This is a genomic window from Qipengyuania huizhouensis (assembly GCF_019711635.1).
GTDB lineage: Bacteria > Pseudomonadota > Alphaproteobacteria > Sphingomonadales > Sphingomonadaceae > Qipengyuania > Qipengyuania huizhouensis.
On record NZ_JAIGNT010000004.1, the window covers coordinates 17,379 to 36,113 of the forward strand.

15 protein-coding genes are annotated in these 18,735 nt (G+C 51.1%); 13 read left to right on the forward strand and 2 right to left on the reverse strand.

Annotation, left to right across the window (positions count from 1 at the left end; all coding sequences use genetic code 11):
• Positions 1–8: 8 nt before the first annotated feature.
• From pseG to K3180_RS05205, 10 genes are all read left to right on the forward strand, one after another.
• Complete coding sequence (gene pseG / locus K3180_RS12990; protein WP_221538696.1) at positions 9–1,595, forward strand: UDP-2,4-diacetamido-2,4,6-trideoxy-beta-L-altropyranose hydrolase; 1,587 nt, start codon at positions 9–11, stop codon at positions 1,593–1,595.
• Positions 1,592–2,647: a pseudaminic acid synthase gene (pseI, locus tag K3180_RS05165; RefSeq protein WP_221538698.1), complete on the forward strand. Its 1,056-nt coding sequence runs from the start codon at positions 1,592–1,594 to the stop codon at positions 2,645–2,647. The genes pseG and pseI overlap by 4 nt, the downstream gene beginning before the upstream one ends.
• Before the next feature lie 36 nt (positions 2,648–2,683).
• Positions 2,684–3,442 (forward strand): phytanoyl-CoA dioxygenase family protein, encoded by a 759-nt coding sequence (locus tag K3180_RS05170; protein WP_221538700.1) that lies wholly within the window; start codon positions 2,684–2,686, stop codon positions 3,440–3,442.
• A gap of 232 nt (positions 3,443–3,674) precedes the next feature.
• Positions 3,675–4,853: a hypothetical protein gene (locus tag K3180_RS05175; RefSeq protein WP_221538702.1), complete on the forward strand. Its 1,179-nt coding sequence runs from the start codon at positions 3,675–3,677 to the stop codon at positions 4,851–4,853.
• Positions 4,854–4,871: 18 nt separating this feature from the next.
• A complete protein-coding gene (locus K3180_RS05180; RefSeq protein WP_221538703.1) occupies positions 4,872–5,909 on the forward strand; it encodes an acyltransferase family protein in 1,038 nt (345 codons plus the stop codon).
• A gap of 76 nt (positions 5,910–5,985) precedes the next feature.
• Positions 5,986–7,269 (forward strand): hypothetical protein, encoded by a 1,284-nt coding sequence (locus K3180_RS05185; protein WP_221538705.1) that lies wholly within the window; start codon positions 5,986–5,988, stop codon positions 7,267–7,269.
• A 173-nt stretch (positions 7,270–7,442) separates the two neighbouring features.
• Entirely contained in the window at positions 7,443–8,729 is a 1,287-nt protein-coding gene (locus K3180_RS05190) for a hypothetical protein (RefSeq protein WP_221538707.1), read from the forward strand.
• A 177-nt stretch (positions 8,730–8,906) separates the two neighbouring features.
• Entirely contained in the window at positions 8,907–9,689 is a 783-nt protein-coding gene (locus K3180_RS05195) for a glycosyltransferase family 2 protein (protein WP_221538709.1), read from the forward strand.
• Positions 9,690–9,711: 22 nt separating this feature from the next.
• Positions 9,712–10,590 (forward strand): NAD-dependent epimerase/dehydratase family protein, encoded by an 879-nt coding sequence (locus tag K3180_RS05200; RefSeq protein ID WP_221538710.1) that lies wholly within the window; start codon positions 9,712–9,714, stop codon positions 10,588–10,590.
• The gene (locus tag K3180_RS05205) at positions 10,587–11,192 is read left to right on the forward strand and encodes a sugar transferase (protein WP_221539005.1); all 606 of its coding nucleotides are present in this window, start codon (positions 10,587–10,589) and stop codon (positions 11,190–11,192) included. The genes K3180_RS05200 and K3180_RS05205 overlap by 4 nt, the downstream gene beginning before the upstream one ends.
• 33 nt (positions 11,193–11,225) lie before the next feature.
• On the opposite strand, the gene K3180_RS05210 is transcribed toward K3180_RS05205, so the two are convergent.
• Positions 11,226–11,705 carry an NUDIX domain-containing protein gene (locus K3180_RS05210; RefSeq protein WP_221538712.1) on the reverse strand — a complete coding sequence of 160 codons (480 nt, stop codon included), beginning with the start codon at positions 11,703–11,705 and terminating at the stop codon, positions 11,226–11,228.
• On the reverse strand, positions 11,702–13,666 hold the full coding sequence (locus tag K3180_RS05215) for a polysaccharide biosynthesis protein (RefSeq protein WP_221538714.1): 1,965 nt from the start codon (positions 13,664–13,666) through the stop codon (positions 11,702–11,704). Before K3180_RS05215 ends, K3180_RS05210 begins: the two co-directional genes overlap by 4 nt.
• 680 nt (positions 13,667–14,346) lie before the next feature.
• Between K3180_RS05215 and K3180_RS05220 the strand changes: the two genes are divergently transcribed.
• The 3 genes from K3180_RS05220 (at position 14,347) to K3180_RS05230 (ending at position 18,735) form a co-directional block, all read left to right on the forward strand.
• On the forward strand, positions 14,347–15,795 hold the full coding sequence (locus K3180_RS05220; RefSeq protein ID WP_221538716.1) for an O-antigen ligase family protein: 1,449 nt from the start codon (positions 14,347–14,349) through the stop codon (positions 15,793–15,795).
• Positions 15,796–15,865: 70 nt separating this feature from the next.
• Positions 15,866–16,591 carry a polysaccharide biosynthesis/export family protein gene (locus K3180_RS05225; RefSeq protein ID WP_221538719.1) on the forward strand — a complete coding sequence of 242 codons (726 nt, stop codon included), beginning with the start codon at positions 15,866–15,868 and terminating at the stop codon, positions 16,589–16,591.
• Positions 16,588–18,735 carry a GumC family protein gene (locus K3180_RS05230; protein ID WP_221538721.1) on the forward strand — a complete coding sequence of 716 codons (2,148 nt, stop codon included), beginning with the start codon at positions 16,588–16,590 and terminating at the stop codon, positions 18,733–18,735. Before K3180_RS05225 ends, K3180_RS05230 begins: the two co-directional genes overlap by 4 nt.

Here is an 18,735-nt window from a genome sequence, read left to right on the forward strand (position 1 = left end):
ATATAGGCGTGCACATTGCATTTCGCTGCGACGCATCGCTTGAGATTGGAAGCGGCCACGTCATCCGCTGCCTTACGCTAGCGAACGCTCTCCGCGAACGAGGGGTCCGATGCACTTTCATCACCCGCAATCAGCCGGGCAATATCAGCCCACGAATTGAGGAACAGGGCCACTCAATCGAGGCTCTTTCTTTAGAGCCAGAGGTTGGGCTTGGCGTCGGCCAAGAGATGGCCAAAGACATCCGGTGGCTCGGAGTATCTTCTCAACAAGAGGCCAAGCAAAGTCGTGATGTGATAGAACGGATCAATCCCGATATGATCATTGTCGATCACTATGCGCTTGATTATGAGTGGCACCAGCGCACTTGTGGCGGCCGGCCTGTCATGTCCATCGATGATCTTGCTGATCGGCGACATGACTGTACCATTTTACTGGATCAGAATTTCGGTCGAAATGCCCGTGATTATGATGGGCTGGTGCCGACTAAAGCTCTAAAACTGATCGGGCCGGACTATGCTTTGTTGCGGCCTGAATTCCAGAAGGCACGCGCGGCTAGCGTTGCGCATCGCAATTCGAATTCCCGTCCTTTGCAGGTGCTGATTTCAATGGGCGGTACTGATAGTGACAACAGCACTGGGCGAATTTTGGGTGTCCTTTCGAGGTCTGACCTTTCTAACCAGATTGCGGTTACGGTGGTGATGGGCGCTACGACACCACATCTGGCGGCGGTTCGTCAGCAGGTAACGCAATTGCCGTTTCGCACGAAAGTTGTTTCCAATGTAGAAGACATGGCCGCACTATTGAAGGACATGGACTTAGCAATTGGCGCAGCTGGCGGCAGTGTTTGGGAGCGCTGCTGTTTGGGTGTCCCCAGCTTATTGCTGAATATCGCTGACAATCAGCGGCCCGCTGCTCAGGCATTGGATGAAGCCGGTGCTGCAGTTGCACTCGGGGATATCGAAGTTGTTGGCTGGGAAGACAGGCTTGTCGTAGCGCTGAGGCGGTATTCCAGACCTGAAGAGTTGCGTAGAATGTCTGGGGTGGCAGCGGAGCTTGTCGATGGTTATGGGGCTTCGCGAGTCGCATCGGAGGTTATCGCGCGCTTGCTGGTGGTGCGTGAAGTAGTTGAAAGTGATTCTAGAGATATCTGGGAGTGGCGGCACGAAGGCGGCGCGGCGCGTTTCTATTTATCGGGTAAAGAAACTCCCTATGAAGAGCATTTGGCTTGGCTCAGGGGCGCAATAGGAGCGCCGGGGCGTTTCCTTCTGATGGTCGAAAAGGGTGCGGAGTCGATAGGGCATATCCGATTGGATTTAAACGGGAAAGAAGTCAGGGAAGCCACTGTTAGTATTTCCATTTCACCGAGAATTCGAGGCAAGAGACTGGCACAAGCCATATTGATCGCAGGGATGAACTTTGCTGCGGATAGAGGCTTCACTAAGTTAAACGCTGCCGTCCACAGCGACAACGTGGCCTCGCATCGGCTATTCCTAAGCTGTGGCTTTTGCGAAGCTGGACATGATCAAGACTTCATCTTGCTGGCGAAGAAAATTGTTCGAACAGACGTAGCGATCAACGGAGCTAATGGCGAATGACAAACATCCTCAACATTGCAGGTAAGTTTATTGGCACTGACTACCCTCCATATGTAATTGCCGAGCTTTCGGCGAACCACAATGGAAATATCGACGCTGCGTTAAGACTAATTGGTGAAGCGAAGAGGGCTGGAGCCGATGCCGTCAAGCTTCAGACCTATCGGCCCGATACGATCACGCTTGATTGTAACCGACCCGAATTTCTGATCAGAGGTGGCCCTTGGGAAGGTCGCCGATTGTATGATCTATATGAAGAGGCGCATACCCCGTGGGAATGGCACAAGGATCTATTCGGCGCTGCGCGCAATCATGGGATCACTATTTTCTCATCACCATTTGACTGTACTGCAGTTGATTTTCTCGAGGATCTTGGGGCGCCGGCCTACAAGATCGCCAGTTTTGAAGCCGTTGATCTGCCGCTCATTCGTTACGTTGCTGCCACTGGCAAGCCGATGATTATCTCGACCGGAATGGCGAACGTCGAAGAGATCGAGGAGGCAATCGAGGCTGCTCGCGAAGGTGGGTGCAGGCAACTTGCGATCCTTCATTGCGTGAGCGGGTATCCTGCCCCGGCCGAGGATTATAACCTTCGCACGGTTTCAGATATGGTCAATCGGTTCGGCCTTGTCATTGGGCTCTCAGATCACACGCTCGACAACACAACGGCGATCGCCAGCGTCGCATTGGGCGCTAGCATTATCGAGAAGCATTTTACGTTGGATCGCTCGGGGGGCGGGCCAGACGATAGCTTCTCGCTTGAGCCCCCCGAGCTTGCTCAGCTTTGTCAGGGCGCTCGCACTGCATGGAGTGCGCTAGGCGGAATCGACTATGGGCGCAAATCAAGCGAGACGGGCAACGCGATCTTTCGGCGCTCGCTCTGTGCCGTACAAGATATCCGTAAAGGCGATGTGATTACTTCGCAGAACATTCGGTCTGTCCGGCCTGGATATGGTCTGGCGCCGAAGCACTATGATGATGTTATAGGCCGGGTCGCTGCGCGGGACATGGAATTTGGCGAACCGCTTGAATGGTCCTGCATTGAACCAGAATAACCTTCAAGCGATGCCCCTTTTTCAGAATGGATCAACATGGAAGCCGCCAAGAGCTATTTGAAGACGATCGCATCGAGCGCGTGGATCCGCCTGCTCGGCGGCAGGGGTGAGTTTTATGAGCTGGCAGATCGGACTGCGCTGGTCCGTGAAGGCGATTTGTCTAAGGAGGTGTGTACGCAGCTAGTCGATCGCATCGACGATATTCTTTCAGTCCGCTCCCAACCTCGAGTATGGCGAGACAAAGTGGATTCGGATGCGCGCATCTGGGGATTTGAGCAGGATATTGGCGACCTTGTCGATCAGTTTCAGATTTCCCGTCGGATTGAAGCGATCGAAAAGTATCTTGGTCGACCTGTGCGGTCCTGGTTCCTGATGGCAAATCGTGTCGTGCCTCAAGAGAGCAACCAAGGTTCGGGGGGCGGTTTTCACCGCGACTCTCCGTTCTCACATCAGGTAAAATGCATTTGGTACCTTACCGATGTCGCCAGCGATAACGGACCGTTCGAATTCATTCCGGGGTCGCACTCCAATGCGATACCTTCACGTGACCGCTATCCGCTCGGCCATTATCGGCTTGAGAATATTCACAAAGATGATCGTTTGGTGGAAGTGTTAGCGGATGCAGGTTCCTTGCTTGTATGCGACACCAAGTGCATTCATCGCGGGAAACCCATTGAGACTGGCTCCCGCTATGCAGTTACTCTCTACACTTCACCCCACAAAGATGGTTGGGAGCGACAACTGCGGGGGCTTGGTTTGGATTTTCCGCCCAAACAGAAAGTCTTTGATGAATAGTGTACAGGATTTGTCCCTAAAGTGTAAGACTCTGATGGCTGAAATTGAGTGAAGATTGTTGCGCTGTATGGCATGAATTCCAAAAGTGCCGGACAAATTTCTGCTGCGATTTTTCAGGAAATTTGGATTGTTATAATGTGGCTTGCTCAAGTTCCGATTTGTGCACGGCAAGAGTGAGAGTGGAAATTCATCTGCTTATGGCCCCTTTGGTATCTAACGGATGGCGTTTGTGATGCTAAAGCTTCTTGCATTACGTGGGGCGCCCCTTTTCATCAGACCTCTAGCTATTTTTCTAGAAGGCTTGCTGGTGCCGGGGCAGAATGTCTTGGTGCTCGTAATTCCGACAGCAATGTTGGCGCTGACCATTTCGTCTGTCCCCGTACACTTGGCGTATTACCAAGGCCGTGATGCCGATTCCTCCGCATCAGCTCGAGAGTATGCCTCGGCGTTAGGCCTTATTTTGGCGATAGCTGTTCCAATCCTGGCTGGCACCCTGCTTGCTTTGGACGCCTATTTAGGTGGTGTCCTGGTCGCTGCGACATGTATGGTATTCCTCATCGAGAAACTGTCCGATGAAAGCTCGCGCATGCTGGAATTTCGTCGGCAGTTCAGTGGGTGGTTCTTTGTACAGATTTTAAGATCAGTATGGCTGATCCTCCCAATCCTGTTCTTCAAGTTCGGGGCGACATACCAGCTTGCATTTCTTGCCACATCTTTCGGCTTTGTGCTGATTGCCTTAGCAGTGTTCATGCGTGTGACTTGCCTGACACCGTGGCCGAAACTTACCGGAATGCGCGTCATACGGGCCAACATTGTTTTTCTTGCTGCCAGCTTCCTGCCTGCATCCTATCGCCAGATACCTCGCATTATGATTACACGCCTATTCCCTGATCAAGCGCACATCTATCTGGCGACCGCGCAGCTGGCGCAGGCCGTGGGACTCATGTTCAATGTCAGGTTCCAGATACCTTACCGAAAGGTAATCGCGCAAAAGACCGCGCTTTTTCAGCGTCGGCGCCATCGTCTAATGATGCGCTACCTACTTTTTCCAGCGTTGATCGCGCCGCTTTGGCTTTTGATATCGTTTTGGGTTTCACCGCTACATATGACCGATGCCCAGTTCGCTGCATTCATAGTGCCATTGATGGTCGCTGATGCTCTGACCTTCGCAATACTAGCGGTCCATATGGACTATCTTCAGTGGCTCCGGCGCGAAGTCAGATTGTTGCCGACCTACCTGACAAACGGCGCGCTTCTCGGCATTCTGCTCGGATTTCTGCAACTTCCGATCGTTGTCGCAAGTGAGAATATCGTTCTTACCGCTTCGGCGTTCACGCTTCTTGGGTTGTTTTGGATTATCGTCATCATCAGGCTCAATTTCAGATTGCTCAATGCAAGCCGTCTAGGCTAGCGGACACTTATGGAGCGAATGTGGACATTGGATGGCCTTCGTGGGTTAGCCGCAATTTCTGTCGTGATTTATCATGGCCTGTACTGGTATTCGGACAAGCTCTACAGCTCTGTCGGTAAATTCGCGGTTTATCTTTTCTTCGTCTTGTCGGCGATGACGTTAGCAAAGGTGTATCGCAATCGGTTCTCCTCTGGAGTTGATGCAATCTCTCTTGCGACATTCTACAGAAATCGTGTCGCCCGAATTATCCCGCTGCTACTATTTGTGGCGCTGCTCAGCTTCGCCTTCGCTGTCATTGGTGGCAATTCGCCATCGGTGGAGGGTAGCAAGATGTTGCTAACGGCAACTGGAGCGTTCGGCCTTGCTGCAGCCGGCGTACTTTCAAATTCCGTGGGTGCATGGTCACTAGGTATAGAAATCGCATTTTACGCGGTTTTTCCTATAATTGCGGTTCTGACCTATAACGCTAGGCTCCGAACCCTTGTGGCGGCTGCGATCGCATTGAATCTGCTCCAATTCACGCATAATTATTTCGTTTTCGCGGAGTACAATGAAGCCAGTTACTGGCCCGTCTACGTGATGCCATTAAGCTTTGCTGCTTATTTCGCATGGGGCGTGGTCCTCGCCATGCTCCCACGTAAGCCAATGACCTTCGGCTGGTTAGGACTACCGCTGATTTTCCTCGTTGTCTGGATATCTTTGCTGGCCGACTTTTCAACGGCGTCGTTGCTGGCATGGCCAGGTGCGCTTTTAACGCCTTTGCTGCTTGCGGGCGGAACCTATCTTGTGTTCTGCTGGAAGACCCCTGATGTGCTTCTGCCCTTGTTCAGTTTTCTAGGATCGATAAGTTATTCAATTTACCTACTTCACCCGCCCGTGTATTTTCTTTTGACCCGCACCTTTTGGCCGGCAGGCAGCGGCAACGCAGCATTATTCGTTGCCTTACTCACTTCAATTTCGATTGTCGTAGCATGGTGTGTCCACAAGGTATTTGAACAACCCATGCGGCACCTGATCCGCAATCACTGGGTTCGCGTAAATTTGGCGGTTAACTAATATGCACCGCGAAAAGGCTGAAGTGCGAATATATCGTATGCAACCAGCGCAGCGAACCGGCGTCCCGACCTCCAGAATGGGTTGGCTAAAGTTTACCTTTGGGGAGAAAATTCTCCTTATATATTTTGTAACATTCTATTTCGTTCCGATTATAGCGGACTGGCTTATCGATCTACGTGTCAAATACTACCTTGTGGGAGGGCAAGACTTCACCAGAGCCTTTCTATTTGCGTTGGTGTATTTGATCGTGATCCTCTTCTTGCGAAAGCTTCGAGCTGACAGGGATGTTACTGGGTATCGACCACGGGTACGAAGAAAAAAGGGCAACAGGTCGCGTTTGAAATTTCTTTTCGCTCCTGTCACAGTGAACGTGATTATATTCTCATTTTTGGCAATTTCCTACCAGTTCGCACAGGAGTTTGAGACTTCTTTTCGACATACTGCCTCCTATTCAGCGTCCGGTTTAATTCCGGTGCTGACCTTTGCTTTGAAGACTATCGCGACCATTTATGTTTTTTGTTCGACTTCGAACAAGAATTTAATCTATCTCGCGCCATTATCGATTTTCGCATATATGGCTGCTATTTATTTCTCATTCGTCGGTTCTTACGATATAATTTACGGGTTTATTGCATTATATGCATTGATCAAGAATTCGGGTGCGTCCCTATTGCGTATCGCAAGAAAGATTTTTTCAAAATTCGGCGCGATCGCCATTGTCGCAATTGTCCCGGCTGTCGTATTTGCTGGAATGTGGAACAAGATTGGCTTTGATGAGGCTGTTACCTACTTCTCCTCCGGTGGGTTGATGACTGCCGTTGAGTTGTTTCTGAATCGATTGTTCTACCATTCTTACTCGCTTGCCTATCAGTTAGGCGACATCAAGCGCTCGCTTGCGCTCGGTTGGCAGGCGGTTGATATAGTCAGCTTCCAAAGCTCGCGCAGATTTCTTGTGCTGATGGGGGAGAGTGTATCAAACGAGACTTTGCAGACCGTAAGCAGGCTTAATTATCTTGAGATTTCGGGATATCGAGTTGGCGGTGATGCCGGTGCATCGCCTGGACTGCTTGGTTCGATCTTCTATCTCCCGGGCAGTGTTTTCATGCTGCCGCTGCATATGCTCTATGTACTTTTTATTGTACGAATATTCGATAATGTTATGGGTGCACATCCATACCAACCGCCTGCTTATTTAGGTGGGCTGGTCATCTTTCAAGTATTAGTCGATTCCATTGCTGATAATTTAAACCCTTTCAGTATTGGGTTCATCGCTCTGGTAGCGTTTTTTGTGTTGTCCTTGCAGGCCAAACATGTTCCGGACCTTCCGACAAAGGCGCTGCGCCACCATGATTGGAATTAGGCTTGGTCTACATTGCTTCTTTTGGACAACGTCATGAGTCGTGCTGATTTAAATAGTTACGTCGACCAAATCCACGCGTTTCATGGTCGGACGATATATGCCGGGGCTGAATCGAGTCTGGCTAAGAAAAATTTTGTTTTCCGAGCCATCACTGCCGGTGCTGTGGGCAGGGCATGAAATCGTCATTACAAGTTGATCAGCTGCTTGAAGAAGTCCAAGCGTTCCACGGGCAATCCATCTACAAAGGGTTGCGATCGGGGATTGCTAAGAAGCGGCTGATCTATCGGCTACTATTCCCGATTGTGGAACTGGGTTCTCGGTCCAGGATGTGCAACTTTGGTATGTTATTTGGGCTGATTCTTTTTCATCCTCACTTTTCCCGCCCGCAGACTGGAAAGTCGATCTTCGAGTATGGACCCACTCGAAATAACATTTCGGCCTTTGATCGTTTAAACGCTTGTTTGCCCAACGAGTTGACTGACGAGGTGGATCTGAACGGCCTTTCTATTTCGTTTGGGGCGCGGATTTCGACCGCGATCTCTATTTCAAAGGTCTGGAGTGCTGCTTGCGCGTTGCAACGAAAACGGAGTCCAGATCCCCTCCCGCACCTTCAATCGGCAATCGCAGTTGCTTCTTTCCTGCTTTATACTCAGCGGCCCCATTTTCTGCACATTCACCTGCTATGCGTCGCGTCGGACCACTCACCAGTTGCCATGGCACTTCTTTTTCTTGCGCGCCGTATGGGAGTGAAGACTTGTTACATTCAGCACGCCCCCGTGACAGAGAGTTTCCCTCCCCTCAATTATGACCTTTCTCTACTTTACGATCAGTCTTCTGTTGCGGCCTACGAGCGATCTGCGCGCGCGCGCGGCGTAGCTATGGATGAGAATATCGAGATTCTGCCGCCCTATGGAGAGGAGTTTCAGCACCCCAAGGTGAAGCAGCCACCCTACACGGTCGGGATTTGCCTGAGCTCGATTCCGCAGGTCGAGCGGGTAACGAAGCTTGTGGATCAGATCGGCAGCAAACCTTCAGTTTCTGGTGTATTGATCAGGTGTCACCCGCGATTTCGTCTCGAAATTTCCAGATCACAAGCCGGTTCGTCGGTCTCGCTACAGGAGCAAGGCCAGTCTCTGGCATCGTTCCTCGATGAAGTTGATATTGTTTTGGTCCCCAATAGCGGCGTTGCAATGGAGGCGCTTCATCGGGGCAGGCCCACATTCTTTACGGACGGGATGGATGAACTCCCGTCGGATTATTACGGTTTCGTCGAAGAAGGCGTTTTGCCCGAATTCCGCATGCAATTTCTAGAAGATGCTGGAGCTGCTATGGCTCATTTTGATGCAAGTTGGAAAGCGCGATTTGCCAATCATGATGCAACTGTCGAATCTTCTATTGTATCAGCGAAAGAACGTGTTGCCAAAGCAATCACAAAGTTGCTTGAACAGAGCGAAAAATGAGTGCGCTTGAAGATGAGAGGTGCTTCTGATTCCTCAGTTCGGCTGAGATTGCATCGCACGAGGGCCGAAAGTGTTCTTGGGCCGATGTGTTGTCGGTAGGATAGCAATGTGGTGATTGAAATGTGCAATGAAAACTCGGTTCCGTCGACTACAGTCCTGTCAGGAGAGTTGCCATTGGTGAGCATCATCACTCCGACGTATAATTCTGCTGAATATATCGGCGAGACCATCGCATCCGTTTCTAAGCAGGACTATCGAAACTGGGAACACATCATCGTTGATGATGCATCGAGTGACAACACTGCGCAAATTATCCAGCAGGAAATGGTTATCGATAACCGGATCAAGTTTATCCAGCTTGATACAAATTCGGGTTCTGCAGTTGCTAGAAACACTGCTATCGACATCGCTTCGGGGCGCTATATTGCCTTTCTCGATGCCGATGATCTTTGGCTTCCAAACAAATTGTCGATTCAAATCAATTATATGCTGAGAACGGGCGCGCCATTTACTTTCTCTAGATACGACTTAATCGATGGTTCTGGTGCGGCGATCGGGAGGGGGCGAGTACCAAAAGAAGCGACATACAAGAGCTTGTTGCGCAATAATGTGATCGGCTGCCTCACGGCGGTGTATGACGTTGACCAGCTTGGCAAAATCAAGATGCCACTTATCAGAAAGCGGCAGGATCTCGGTTTGTGGCTTCGCATCTTAAGGCAAGTGTCTCGCGCGGAAGGGTTGACGGAAACGCTGGCGATGTATCGTGTGCGACCCGGGTCGATCTCGCACAACAAGTTGAATGCCGCGAAGTATACCTGGCGGCTCTATCGAGAGGTTGAGAAATTGCCGTTGCCGAGCGCGCTCTATTACTTCTTGTGCTATGCGTTCAACGGGTTTCTGAAGACACGCCAGAAGTTATTGCCAACCGAGCTCAGCCTGATGCGCAAGCCAATGAGATAATTCTCGGAATGAGTTTAGCACCATGAGTGAACGGATTGTTCTCGTCGGGGCCTCGGGGCGAGTTGGTCAGCTTGTTTCGGTAGCTTGGCAGCAACAAAATTTTCAATCACCACAATTCGTGCGGCAATTTCGTGGCGAAGGGGTGGCGAATAAACCCGATCAGCTAAGCTGGGATCCAATGGAAGGCTCGGGTGCGTTGCGCGATTGGACCGAAACTTACGGCGAAATTAGTGCAATGATCGTGCTTGCCGGAACAACGCCTAGGACCGGACAGGACTTATCGCTCAACGCTACCATCGCTGATCGCTGTATTGTTGCTAGTCGCGATGCAGAAGTTCCGCGTGTGCTCATGGCATCGTCGTCCGCAGTCTATGGGATCGGCGGTAATAACGGCCCAATTTTGGAGTCGAGCATCTGTAAACCTTTGGGCGCCTATGGTGAAGCGAAGCTTGAGATGGAGCGAGTCTGCATCGAATGGCGACAGCGTGGTGTCGATGTAAGTTGTCTTCGTATCGGCAATGTTGCTGGTGCTGATGCTTTGCTGCTCAATTTGATTGAGGCAGACGAAGGAGCGCCTGTGATGATCGATATCTATGATGATGGTATGGGTCCAATCCGTTCATATTTGGGGCCAGAGAGTTTGGCGAATGTTCTCAGCGCGCTTGCAACTTCTTCACGGAGCTTGCCTTCAGTCATCAACATTGCGGCTCCCGCACCGATAGCTATGGAAGAACTTGCGAATAGCGCAGGACATCTATGGGCACCTCGGTACGTAGCTGATAATAGCACGCAGCGCATTGTATTGGATTGCTCTCTGTTAGGTGAATTTTATTCATTCTCATCAGAAGAATGTAAGCCCGCGGAGATGGTCCGTCAGTGGAAGAACGTTCTAGAAAAATGACATTGTCTAAAAGAATCTTCGATTTGATTTGTTCGATCGGCCTTGCTTTGATCCTGAGTCCCCTTTTTATATTGATCTACGTATGGATCTTTTTGTTGGAGGGTAAGCCGGTATTTTATGTTTCTGAGCGCATGAAGGCACCGACTGAAGCGTTTCGAATGGTCAAGTTTAGGACCATGAGGGTTGTGCCTGAAGACCGGGGTGTCTCTGGCGGAGACAAGTCCGATCGGATTACTCGAAGCGGACGATTCTTGCGCGCTACTCGGCTCGATGAGCTGCCCCAACTATGGAATGTGGTTAAGGGAGACATTAGTTTTGTGGGCCCTAGGCCTCCATTACGCGAATATGTCGAACGTTTTCCCGGAATTTATGATGAGGTGTTGAAATCACGACCAGGAATAACTGGCCTCGCTTCTTTAAACTTTAGTAAGAGAGAGCGGGAACTGCTGAGCCAATGCAAGAACCCCGAAGAAACTGATTTGGTTTACTGTCAGAGGTGCATTCCCAGAAAGGCGGAACTAGATCTCATTTATCAACGCAACCAGAACATTTGTTTTGATGTCGCCTTAATGTGGAGGACTGCGCTCAAAGTTGTTTTCTAAGACCAATCAATCTCCGCCTTGATCCGGGAAACTCTACCAAACGAAGCTTGATTTCTTAAGCTCAACAATTTCCTTCAATCTACGCTCAGTGCCTGGGTCAATTTTTTCCGGTAGATCGCCTATTCTAAAGTAGCCCACTTTTGAAATCTCCAAGTCGAGCAAGTCACAGGACACTTCGCCTTGAGTCTCACAAATGTAAACCAGCACATGATCATATTTGCTGACCGCATGATTGAAGAAGATGCCATGTAATTTTGGAGATGAGATCAATTGGAGCCCGGTTTCCTGCTTAAGCTCTCTCGCCAGTGCATCCTCGACAATTTCGTTTGGCTCCACCCCTCCTCCAGGAAAATGCCATCCGCTGGTGTAGGTATGGCGAACGAGCAATACTTCTCCACCTTCATTCACGACCACTGCACGAACTCCCAGAGTCAAGCCTCGGCTCATTCGGAAAAGCAGGTGGAGAAATTTGACCCAAAGACCCTCGACCATACCTTTGCGGTTGGAATTCATTGGCTGATCCTTGTGATCTCGGCTTGCCTTTCCGCAGGCTCGCTTTTGCGCGATGCTTCCCAAACCAAATCTGTTAGCTGTTTCTCCAGGGGCGTGTATTCAAGCGGGAGCTCGCTAAGTATTTGCCGTATTGCTATAAGATCGAAAGACTTGCAGGCTTCAAGAAGCCTATTAAGAAATGGCAAGAGTTGCTCGGGAGACATTGCAATCTCTTTGGCAGACATAACACGGGGATGTTCTGTCGCTTGCGGATTGTTTCCAATCAGCAACTCCTCATAGAGCTTTTCCCCTTTCCGCAGCCCTGTGAAGCATATCGGGATATCCCCTTCTTCGGGAGCGACCTCGTCAGGATGATCAACAAAGTATGGCGTAAGCCCATGAAGCTTCACCATAGTTACAGCCAAGTCTGCGATCCTGACTGGATCGCCCATATCAAGAACAAAAACATCGCCACCGCTCGCCATAGCGCCCGCCTGAATAACGAGTTGGGAGGCTTCTGGGATAGTCATGAAATAGCGATTGATGTCCGGGTGTGTCACAGTCACAGGGCCACCTGCCTCAATCTGCGACCGGAACCGCGGAATGACTGAGCCCGATGATCCGAGCACATTACCAAAGCGCACCATTGAGAAGTTGGTTGCGCTTCCGTCTTGTGCAAACGCTTGGCAAATGAGTTCTGCAATGCGCTTAGTGGCGCCCATGACATTCGTTGGCCGAACAGCCTTATCGGTTGATATGAGGATGAAGCTGGTGACGCTGTTCTCGTGCGCTAGCCTTGCGATGGTCAAGGTGCCGAATACATTGTTGCGGATGCCCTCAACGACGTTTTCTTCGACGAGGGGGACATGTTTATAGGCGGCTGCGTGATAGATCGTTTGAATCTTGAATGCCTTGATTGCCGTTTCAAGCCTCTTGGCATTTTGGACGGAGCCGAGAACCGGAATAAGCTTGGTTGGTGATCCGAGCGTCTTCGCCATTTCGCGAAGCTCTTGCTCAATTGAATAGAGCGCATATTCAGAAATCTCGTAGAGGATAAGCTCCTCCGGTCTCTGGGCGAGGATCTGGCGGCACAGTTCGCTACCTATCGAACCTCCGGCACCCGTAACCATGACGACCTTGCCTGTGATAGTCCGCTTTAAGAGCTTCTCATTCGGAGCCACAGCGTCGCGGCCCAAGAGGTCCTCAGCAGTCACATTGCGCAGCTCAGAAATCTTGGCTTTCCCGCTGATTATGTCAGATAGGCCGGGTATGGTTTTGACTTCTAGGCTCATGCTCTCAAGCGAGGTGAATATTTCACGGCGCCGAGAGTGGGAAAGATTGGGCATGGCAAGTAGCACAACCTCCAATGCCGCTTCCTCGGTGAGTTTAGAAATTGCTTGCGGAGAGTAGACCGGAAACCCACTGATTGTGAGTCCTTGGAGGTGACAATCATCATCGACGAAAGCTATGGGGGTATAGTCGCGACCGTGGAAAAGGGAGTTGAGCAGTTCAAGGCCCGCCTCGCCTGCTCCATAGATAACGACCGGCCTCTTTGTGACCTGCATCGGCTTGCGGAAAACTTGGCGCACCGCAAACCGTAGGCCTCCGATCGCCAACAAAAGTAGCAGTCCAGATATAATGGGTACAGATCGCGGAATGCCCGAGGTCAGCAAGCTGTTGGTCACGAATAAGGTAATCGCGAAGACCAAAACGCCTTTGGCGATTGATGTCAGGATCTTGCCTGTCACAAAGCGGACAAGCGTGCGGTAGAGTCCGGCCAGCCAAAAGGCTCCAATTGCTACCCCGGCAGAAATAGAGACTGGCAGCCAAATCTTCAGATTGTAGAGAAATTCAAAGCTCTCCAGCCGGATCGCCATCGCTGCGAGGAAGCAAAAGAGGATCAACCCAGTATCGACGACAATCTGCAACGCCACCTTTTGCCTGCGGCTTAAGGTAGAAAGAAGCCTAAGTTGCTCAATCATTCAAATTGTTCCGCATAAACTTTTGCACTTCAAAACGTGTTTCTCGGTAGGGCAAGCTAAGGGCGCGCGCAACTCAATCACCGAGCATCTCACAATGCGCAACTTGAATGAAATTGCAGCGTGTCTGATTGCGATCAGACCCTTGACCTGACTTGTGAACAAACCGGCTTAGTATTGGGTCTGCATTGGTGCCCATTGGCTTTAGACACAGACGTTATACTCGGCCTCCTCAAGGAAGTGGGCGAGCACATTTTTCGACTTCCAGCCGCCCGCCCGCATGATGAGGGTTGTATCGAACTCCCTTTTGAATAGGCGCTGTGTAGCGCCCACTCGCATCGAGCGCCCGCTGAATAAAGCGACCTGTTTCACGCGTAGTCCGCGGCGTTGCGCTGCCTCCTTGATCACCCGTTTTTGCCGGTGTAGCCTTGAGCAGCGATCAATTACTTTGCCAATGGGAATGGGGCAGGACAGTCACCCGATCTCCAGCCCTCGGTACACAGGTCATTCTCGAAGCAAATCGGACGTATGCTTTGCAGTGAACGCTAGACATCCATGTCCATATGGGTGTTCCCGGAGTGAGCTGGGCGTTAGGGCTCGTCAAACGCCCCATAAGTGCATCCTAGGCTCTCCCCCAAACTTTAAACAGTGAGGTTGCTTTGCGCTCCCATCGGTTACAAGAGATGCGCGCGATTTCGGATTCACTGGTTAAAATTGGCATTATTGGGTCAGCGCAAATGACAGTCAGTCGTAGACATACAGCCATGATGGCTCTCAGCACGAAGACGTGGGTGTTCTTAGGGGGGTTTGCGCTGGTGGTCGCATTAACCGGGGGTGCTTCGCGGTATGATGCTATTCAAATCGTTCCCCTACGCGCCGTGTCCGGACTGTTCCTTATACCCGCGCTCTACTATCTCTCGCTGAAAGATTTGAAGAAGGAAGCGTTTCTCGTTAGTCTCTTCGCATTTCTTGTATTTTTGGTTGCCGCGCAACTTGTGCCTCTACCGCCCTCGATCTGGCCAAACTTTCCCGAAAGGGGTGTGCTTTTATCCTTGGATGTTGCACTTGGACTGGAAAACGTTTGGCGACCGTTAACCTTATCTCCAATGCGGACTTGGAATGCGCTTGGCAGCCTAGTCGTCCCATTTGCAGGTTTATTTCTTGCGCTTGCTCTTGGGGCTACTTCCCGCGCTCTTCTGCATCTTTTAGCTGCCCTTGGTGTCCTCAATGCTATCTTAGGGCTGTTACAGATTGTCGGAGGGCCTTCCAGTGTCTTTTATTTATACGAAATTACAAACAGGGGCGGAGCAGTCGGGATTTTCGCCAACGAAAATCATGCCGCCATTTTCGCAGCTTGTTCGATGCTAATTGTTGTCGAACTTGGACTGCGGGATCGATTCGAGCGTCACTCTGGATGGACGAGGGTGGTTTTTCCTGCCGCCTTTTTATTGATTCTGCTAACTGCTCTGGTGGGTGGGTCGAGAGCTGGTTTCGCGGCAGCAATTGGCACTCTGGTAGTTACATTTACGATGCTCGTTTTAGCCCCTGAAGCTCGCAGAGAGCGCTCATCCGCCGACTCTGTGGGACACCGGGCTTACATGCATCCAAAACTATTGGCGCTGCTTCCTGTTCTAGCGATATTCCTTACTGTCGGGGCTTTTATCGCACTGGGTCGTTCGCCGGCCTTCGCCGACATACTCGCGCGGGACAGCTTTGCAGATCTACGATGGTCCCTTTGGCCGGTGATTGTGGAGATGTTAGGTGATCATTGGCTCGCCGGTGCGGGATTTGGCTCGTTTGAACAGGCATATAAGATTTACGAACCATCAGAACTGTTGATGCCGAGGTACATCAATCAGGCTCACAACGATTGGGTGCAGTTGATTATTGAGGGGGGCGCATTTTCGGGCGTTCTTCTGGTTGGGCTCGTAGTTTGGGTCGGAAGATCCGTTGTCAAGTTGGTAAACAACCGAAACACAAGAGTATCAGCGCTATTCTGGCTCAGCATCTTTACGGTGATCGCAGGCGCATCTCTCATAGATTATCCCCTGAGGACTCCTCTCTTTCAACTCTATGGTGTTTGGGCTCTACTAGCACTTTCAAGAGATGTGGGTGAGTTAGAAGCAACATAAGCGGGTTGCGAAAGGGCGGTTTGCTATTTAGCGGCTACTCCGAACTCTGAATTGCGCTACGGCGCGCAACATGAAGAAGATAAAGTTCGTGCGAATACGAGATAATATTTTACCTGTCCTCGCGTCGGCACTCCTCTTGACGGCATGCGCAACCGACCGATCCTATGGCGCAGCGCCCGGAATCGAGATTGCCGAGCTCGAGGAGTTGCCACCACCTGCCACCGAGAATCTCTATGTGATCGGTCCTCAGGAAGTTCTCGAGATCGAGGTCGTTGGCGCAGAACGATTAAGCGGCACTTATCTAACAGATGGGCGGGGGCGAATCTCATTTCCGCTCGTAGGATTGCTTAATCTTGGTGGTTTGGCGCCCAGTGATGCAGCAGATAGCATCGCGCAACTTTTGAGGGGCGAATATTTGCTCAATCCTCAAGTGCGCGTCATACCTAGTGAAATCCCACCCCCCACAGTCTCTGTTGGAGGTCAGGTGAACAAGCCTGGCGAATACACTGTGCTCGGTAGGCAATCTCTGCTGCGTGTGGTTAATCAGGCAGGTGGAGTAGCTGAATATGCCAAATTGGATGACGTTCTCATTCTCAGAACGGTTGAGGGGCAGCGCTATATCGGAGCGTATAATATTGAAGCAATCCAGCGCGGCAATTATGCGGACCCGACCGTTTATCCCAATGATATCGTTATCGTCGGTGATTCGCCCAATCGCCGAAGGCTGGACAGCATTTTAAGATACGCGCCATTGCTCTCAAGTTCAGCTATTTTGATTGATCGGATTGGCCGTTGAATACTTATAATCCTAACGATCCTGAATTTCAGGGCCATGAGTATCCACAGCGTTTTGCGAATGTGGTTGAGGGCGATGACGGGGTGTTCGCGCTAGACCTTGAGCGCTATTGGCACGAGGCTCTCGACCTCAAGTATTGGCTCGCCGGAATTGTCGGGCTTGGCGTTTTGCTCGGAGTTCTCGCTACTCTGTTGGCTACTCCTCTCTACCGCGCAAGTGCACGCCTCGAAGTATCTCAAGTCACCACCGACGTGACCAATCTCGATACCGTCCAAGGCGATAATCTTGTCTCTGAGCTCCAGTACCTCAATACACAGTACGAATTGCTAGTGTCGAAATTCATGGCCGAACGAGTTATGGAGGCGGGCAATCTAACGCGCGACGAAGCATTCCGAAAAGCATTCTCCCTTGATGAGGATGAGGCTAGTCTACGGCGGACGATCGAAGAAGTTCTCCTCGACAATGTAGGCATCGAGCCGATCACACAGTCGAGTCTAGTTGACGTTAGGTTTTCCAGTCCGGACCGTGTCGTCTCAGCTGAGATTGCAAATCTCTGGGTTCAGGAGTTCGCGGCGGCTAATTACGAGAAACGGTTTGGGGCAAATATTGAGGCGCGTGATTTCCTACAAAGTCAGATCGCGGAACTTAGAGAGCGCCTCGCTCAATCCGAACAAGAACTCGTCGAATATGCAAACGCTAATGAAATTCTGGTCCTGAATGCGGGAGGGGAAGCTGGTTCCGAAAGTGCGGGCCAGACTCTGGTGGGTACTGATTTGCAAGCTCTTAACGCTGCACTTGCAGATGCAGTTGCCGATCGGATCAGTGCACAGGCTGCTGTTGTCGGAGGCAATTTCCCGAGCTCCGATCCGCGCAATGAGTTGCTTTCAAGCCTGAGTAAAGCAGAGGCCGAACTTGCGGTATTGCGTGCCAACTTCGGACCGGAATATCCAGAAGTTCAGGAGAAGCAAGCCGAAGTTAACTCGCTGCGCTCCGCAATCTCAGGCGGTGGCAGGGATCTGCTGCGGTCCGCTCGCATCAGGGAAGCGGAGTTACGCGATCAGGTTGGTGAAGTGAAGCGCCGGTTTCTCGGGCAGCAGGGTCAAGGTATTCGCTACGGAATCCTGAAACGCGAAGTCGATACGAATCGCGAAATTTATGATGCTCTTCTGCAGCGTTTCAAGGAGCTGGAGGCCTCGGGTGCTGGCCAGAACAATATCCAGATTATCGATTTGGCTGAGGCACCCCTGAATCCTTATGCGCCTTCACTTGTCCAAAATCTGCTGATTGCGCTCGTCGTGAGTTTAGTTCTCGCCGCTGGTTTGGTTTACCTGAAAGTGACGTTGAGTCAGACTTTGCAGGACCCAGAGGATGTTCGTAGGCGTCTCGGACTTGCTCTGTTGGGTGCTATTCCCCGTAATGCCGAGGGCGCGATAATTGAGCGCATAACCGAGCGATCATCGGAGATAAACGAGGCGTACACCACCGTAAGAACGAACCTGAATCTCCTGACGCCTCAAGGTGCGCCAAAAGTCCTGATGTTCACCTCCTCGGTGCCTGCCGAAGGTAAGAGCATTTCCAGTGTGGGAGTTGCGACAAGTTTTGCGCAACTTGGTAAGCGAACGCTTTTGATCGACGCTGACCTTCGCAATTCGAAGCTTCGCGATACCCTGGCCATAGACCATTATAATCAGGGTGGATTGGTATCCTTGCTCGCCAGCCAGGAAACAGACATTTTTTCGCAGATTATCTCCCTGGAGGAATTTGGTTTTGATTTCCTTCCAATGGGTCAGGTGCCGCCCAATCCAGTAGAACTGCTTGCTGGCGATAAGTTTGCGCAGGTCATTGAGGCTACCAGAGGGGTTTATGATCAGGTCCTGATCGACGGCGCACCAATGCTGGCACTGGCTGACGCGATTGAAATGTCGAGGGGTGTGGACGGTGTGATCTTCGTGATCGAGACCGAGAAAATCAAGCTCCGGGGAATCGAGAATGCCCTTGGCCGCTTGATGCGTTCGGGAGCGCAAGTCTATGGCGCAATTGTGACCAAGGTGAGCCAGAAAAATTCAGCCTATGGCTACGGTTACGGCTACGGTTACGGCTATGGCTACGGCTATGGTGATGAAGATCGTTTGGAGAAGGCTTGA

Bases quoted from the DNA above. Each gene is read 5' to 3' on its own strand.
- pseI (WP_221538698.1), top strand. From the start codon at position 1,592: ATGACAAACATCCTCAACATTGCAGGTAAGTTTATTGGCACTGACTAC.
- K3180_RS05170 (WP_221538700.1), top strand. From the start codon at position 2,684: ATGGAAGCCGCCAAGAGCTATTTGAAGACGATCGCATCGAGCGCGTGG.
- K3180_RS05175 (WP_221538702.1), top strand. From the start codon at position 3,675: ATGCTAAAGCTTCTTGCATTACGTGGGGCGCCCCTTTTCATCAGACCT.
- K3180_RS05180 (WP_221538703.1), top strand. From the start codon at position 4,872: ATGTGGACATTGGATGGCCTTCGTGGGTTAGCCGCAATTTCTGTCGTG.
- K3180_RS05185 (WP_221538705.1), top strand. From the start codon at position 5,986: ATGGGTTGGCTAAAGTTTACCTTTGGGGAGAAAATTCTCCTTATATAT.
- K3180_RS05190 (WP_221538707.1), top strand. From the start codon at position 7,443: ATGAAATCGTCATTACAAGTTGATCAGCTGCTTGAAGAAGTCCAAGCG.
- K3180_RS05200 (WP_221538710.1), top strand. From the start codon at position 9,712: ATGAGTGAACGGATTGTTCTCGTCGGGGCCTCGGGGCGAGTTGGTCAG.
- K3180_RS05205 (WP_221539005.1), top strand. From the start codon at position 10,587: ATGACATTGTCTAAAAGAATCTTCGATTTGATTTGTTCGATCGGCCTT.
- K3180_RS05210 (WP_221538712.1), bottom strand. From the start codon at position 11,705: ATGAATTCCAACCGCAAAGGTATGGTCGAGGGTCTTTGGGTCAAATTT.
- K3180_RS05215 (WP_221538714.1), bottom strand. From the start codon at position 13,666: ATGATTGAGCAACTTAGGCTTCTTTCTACCTTAAGCCGCAGGCAAAAG.
- K3180_RS05220 (WP_221538716.1), top strand. From the start codon at position 14,347: ATGCGCGCGATTTCGGATTCACTGGTTAAAATTGGCATTATTGGGTCA.
- K3180_RS05225 (WP_221538719.1), top strand. From the start codon at position 15,866: ATGAAGAAGATAAAGTTCGTGCGAATACGAGATAATATTTTACCTGTC.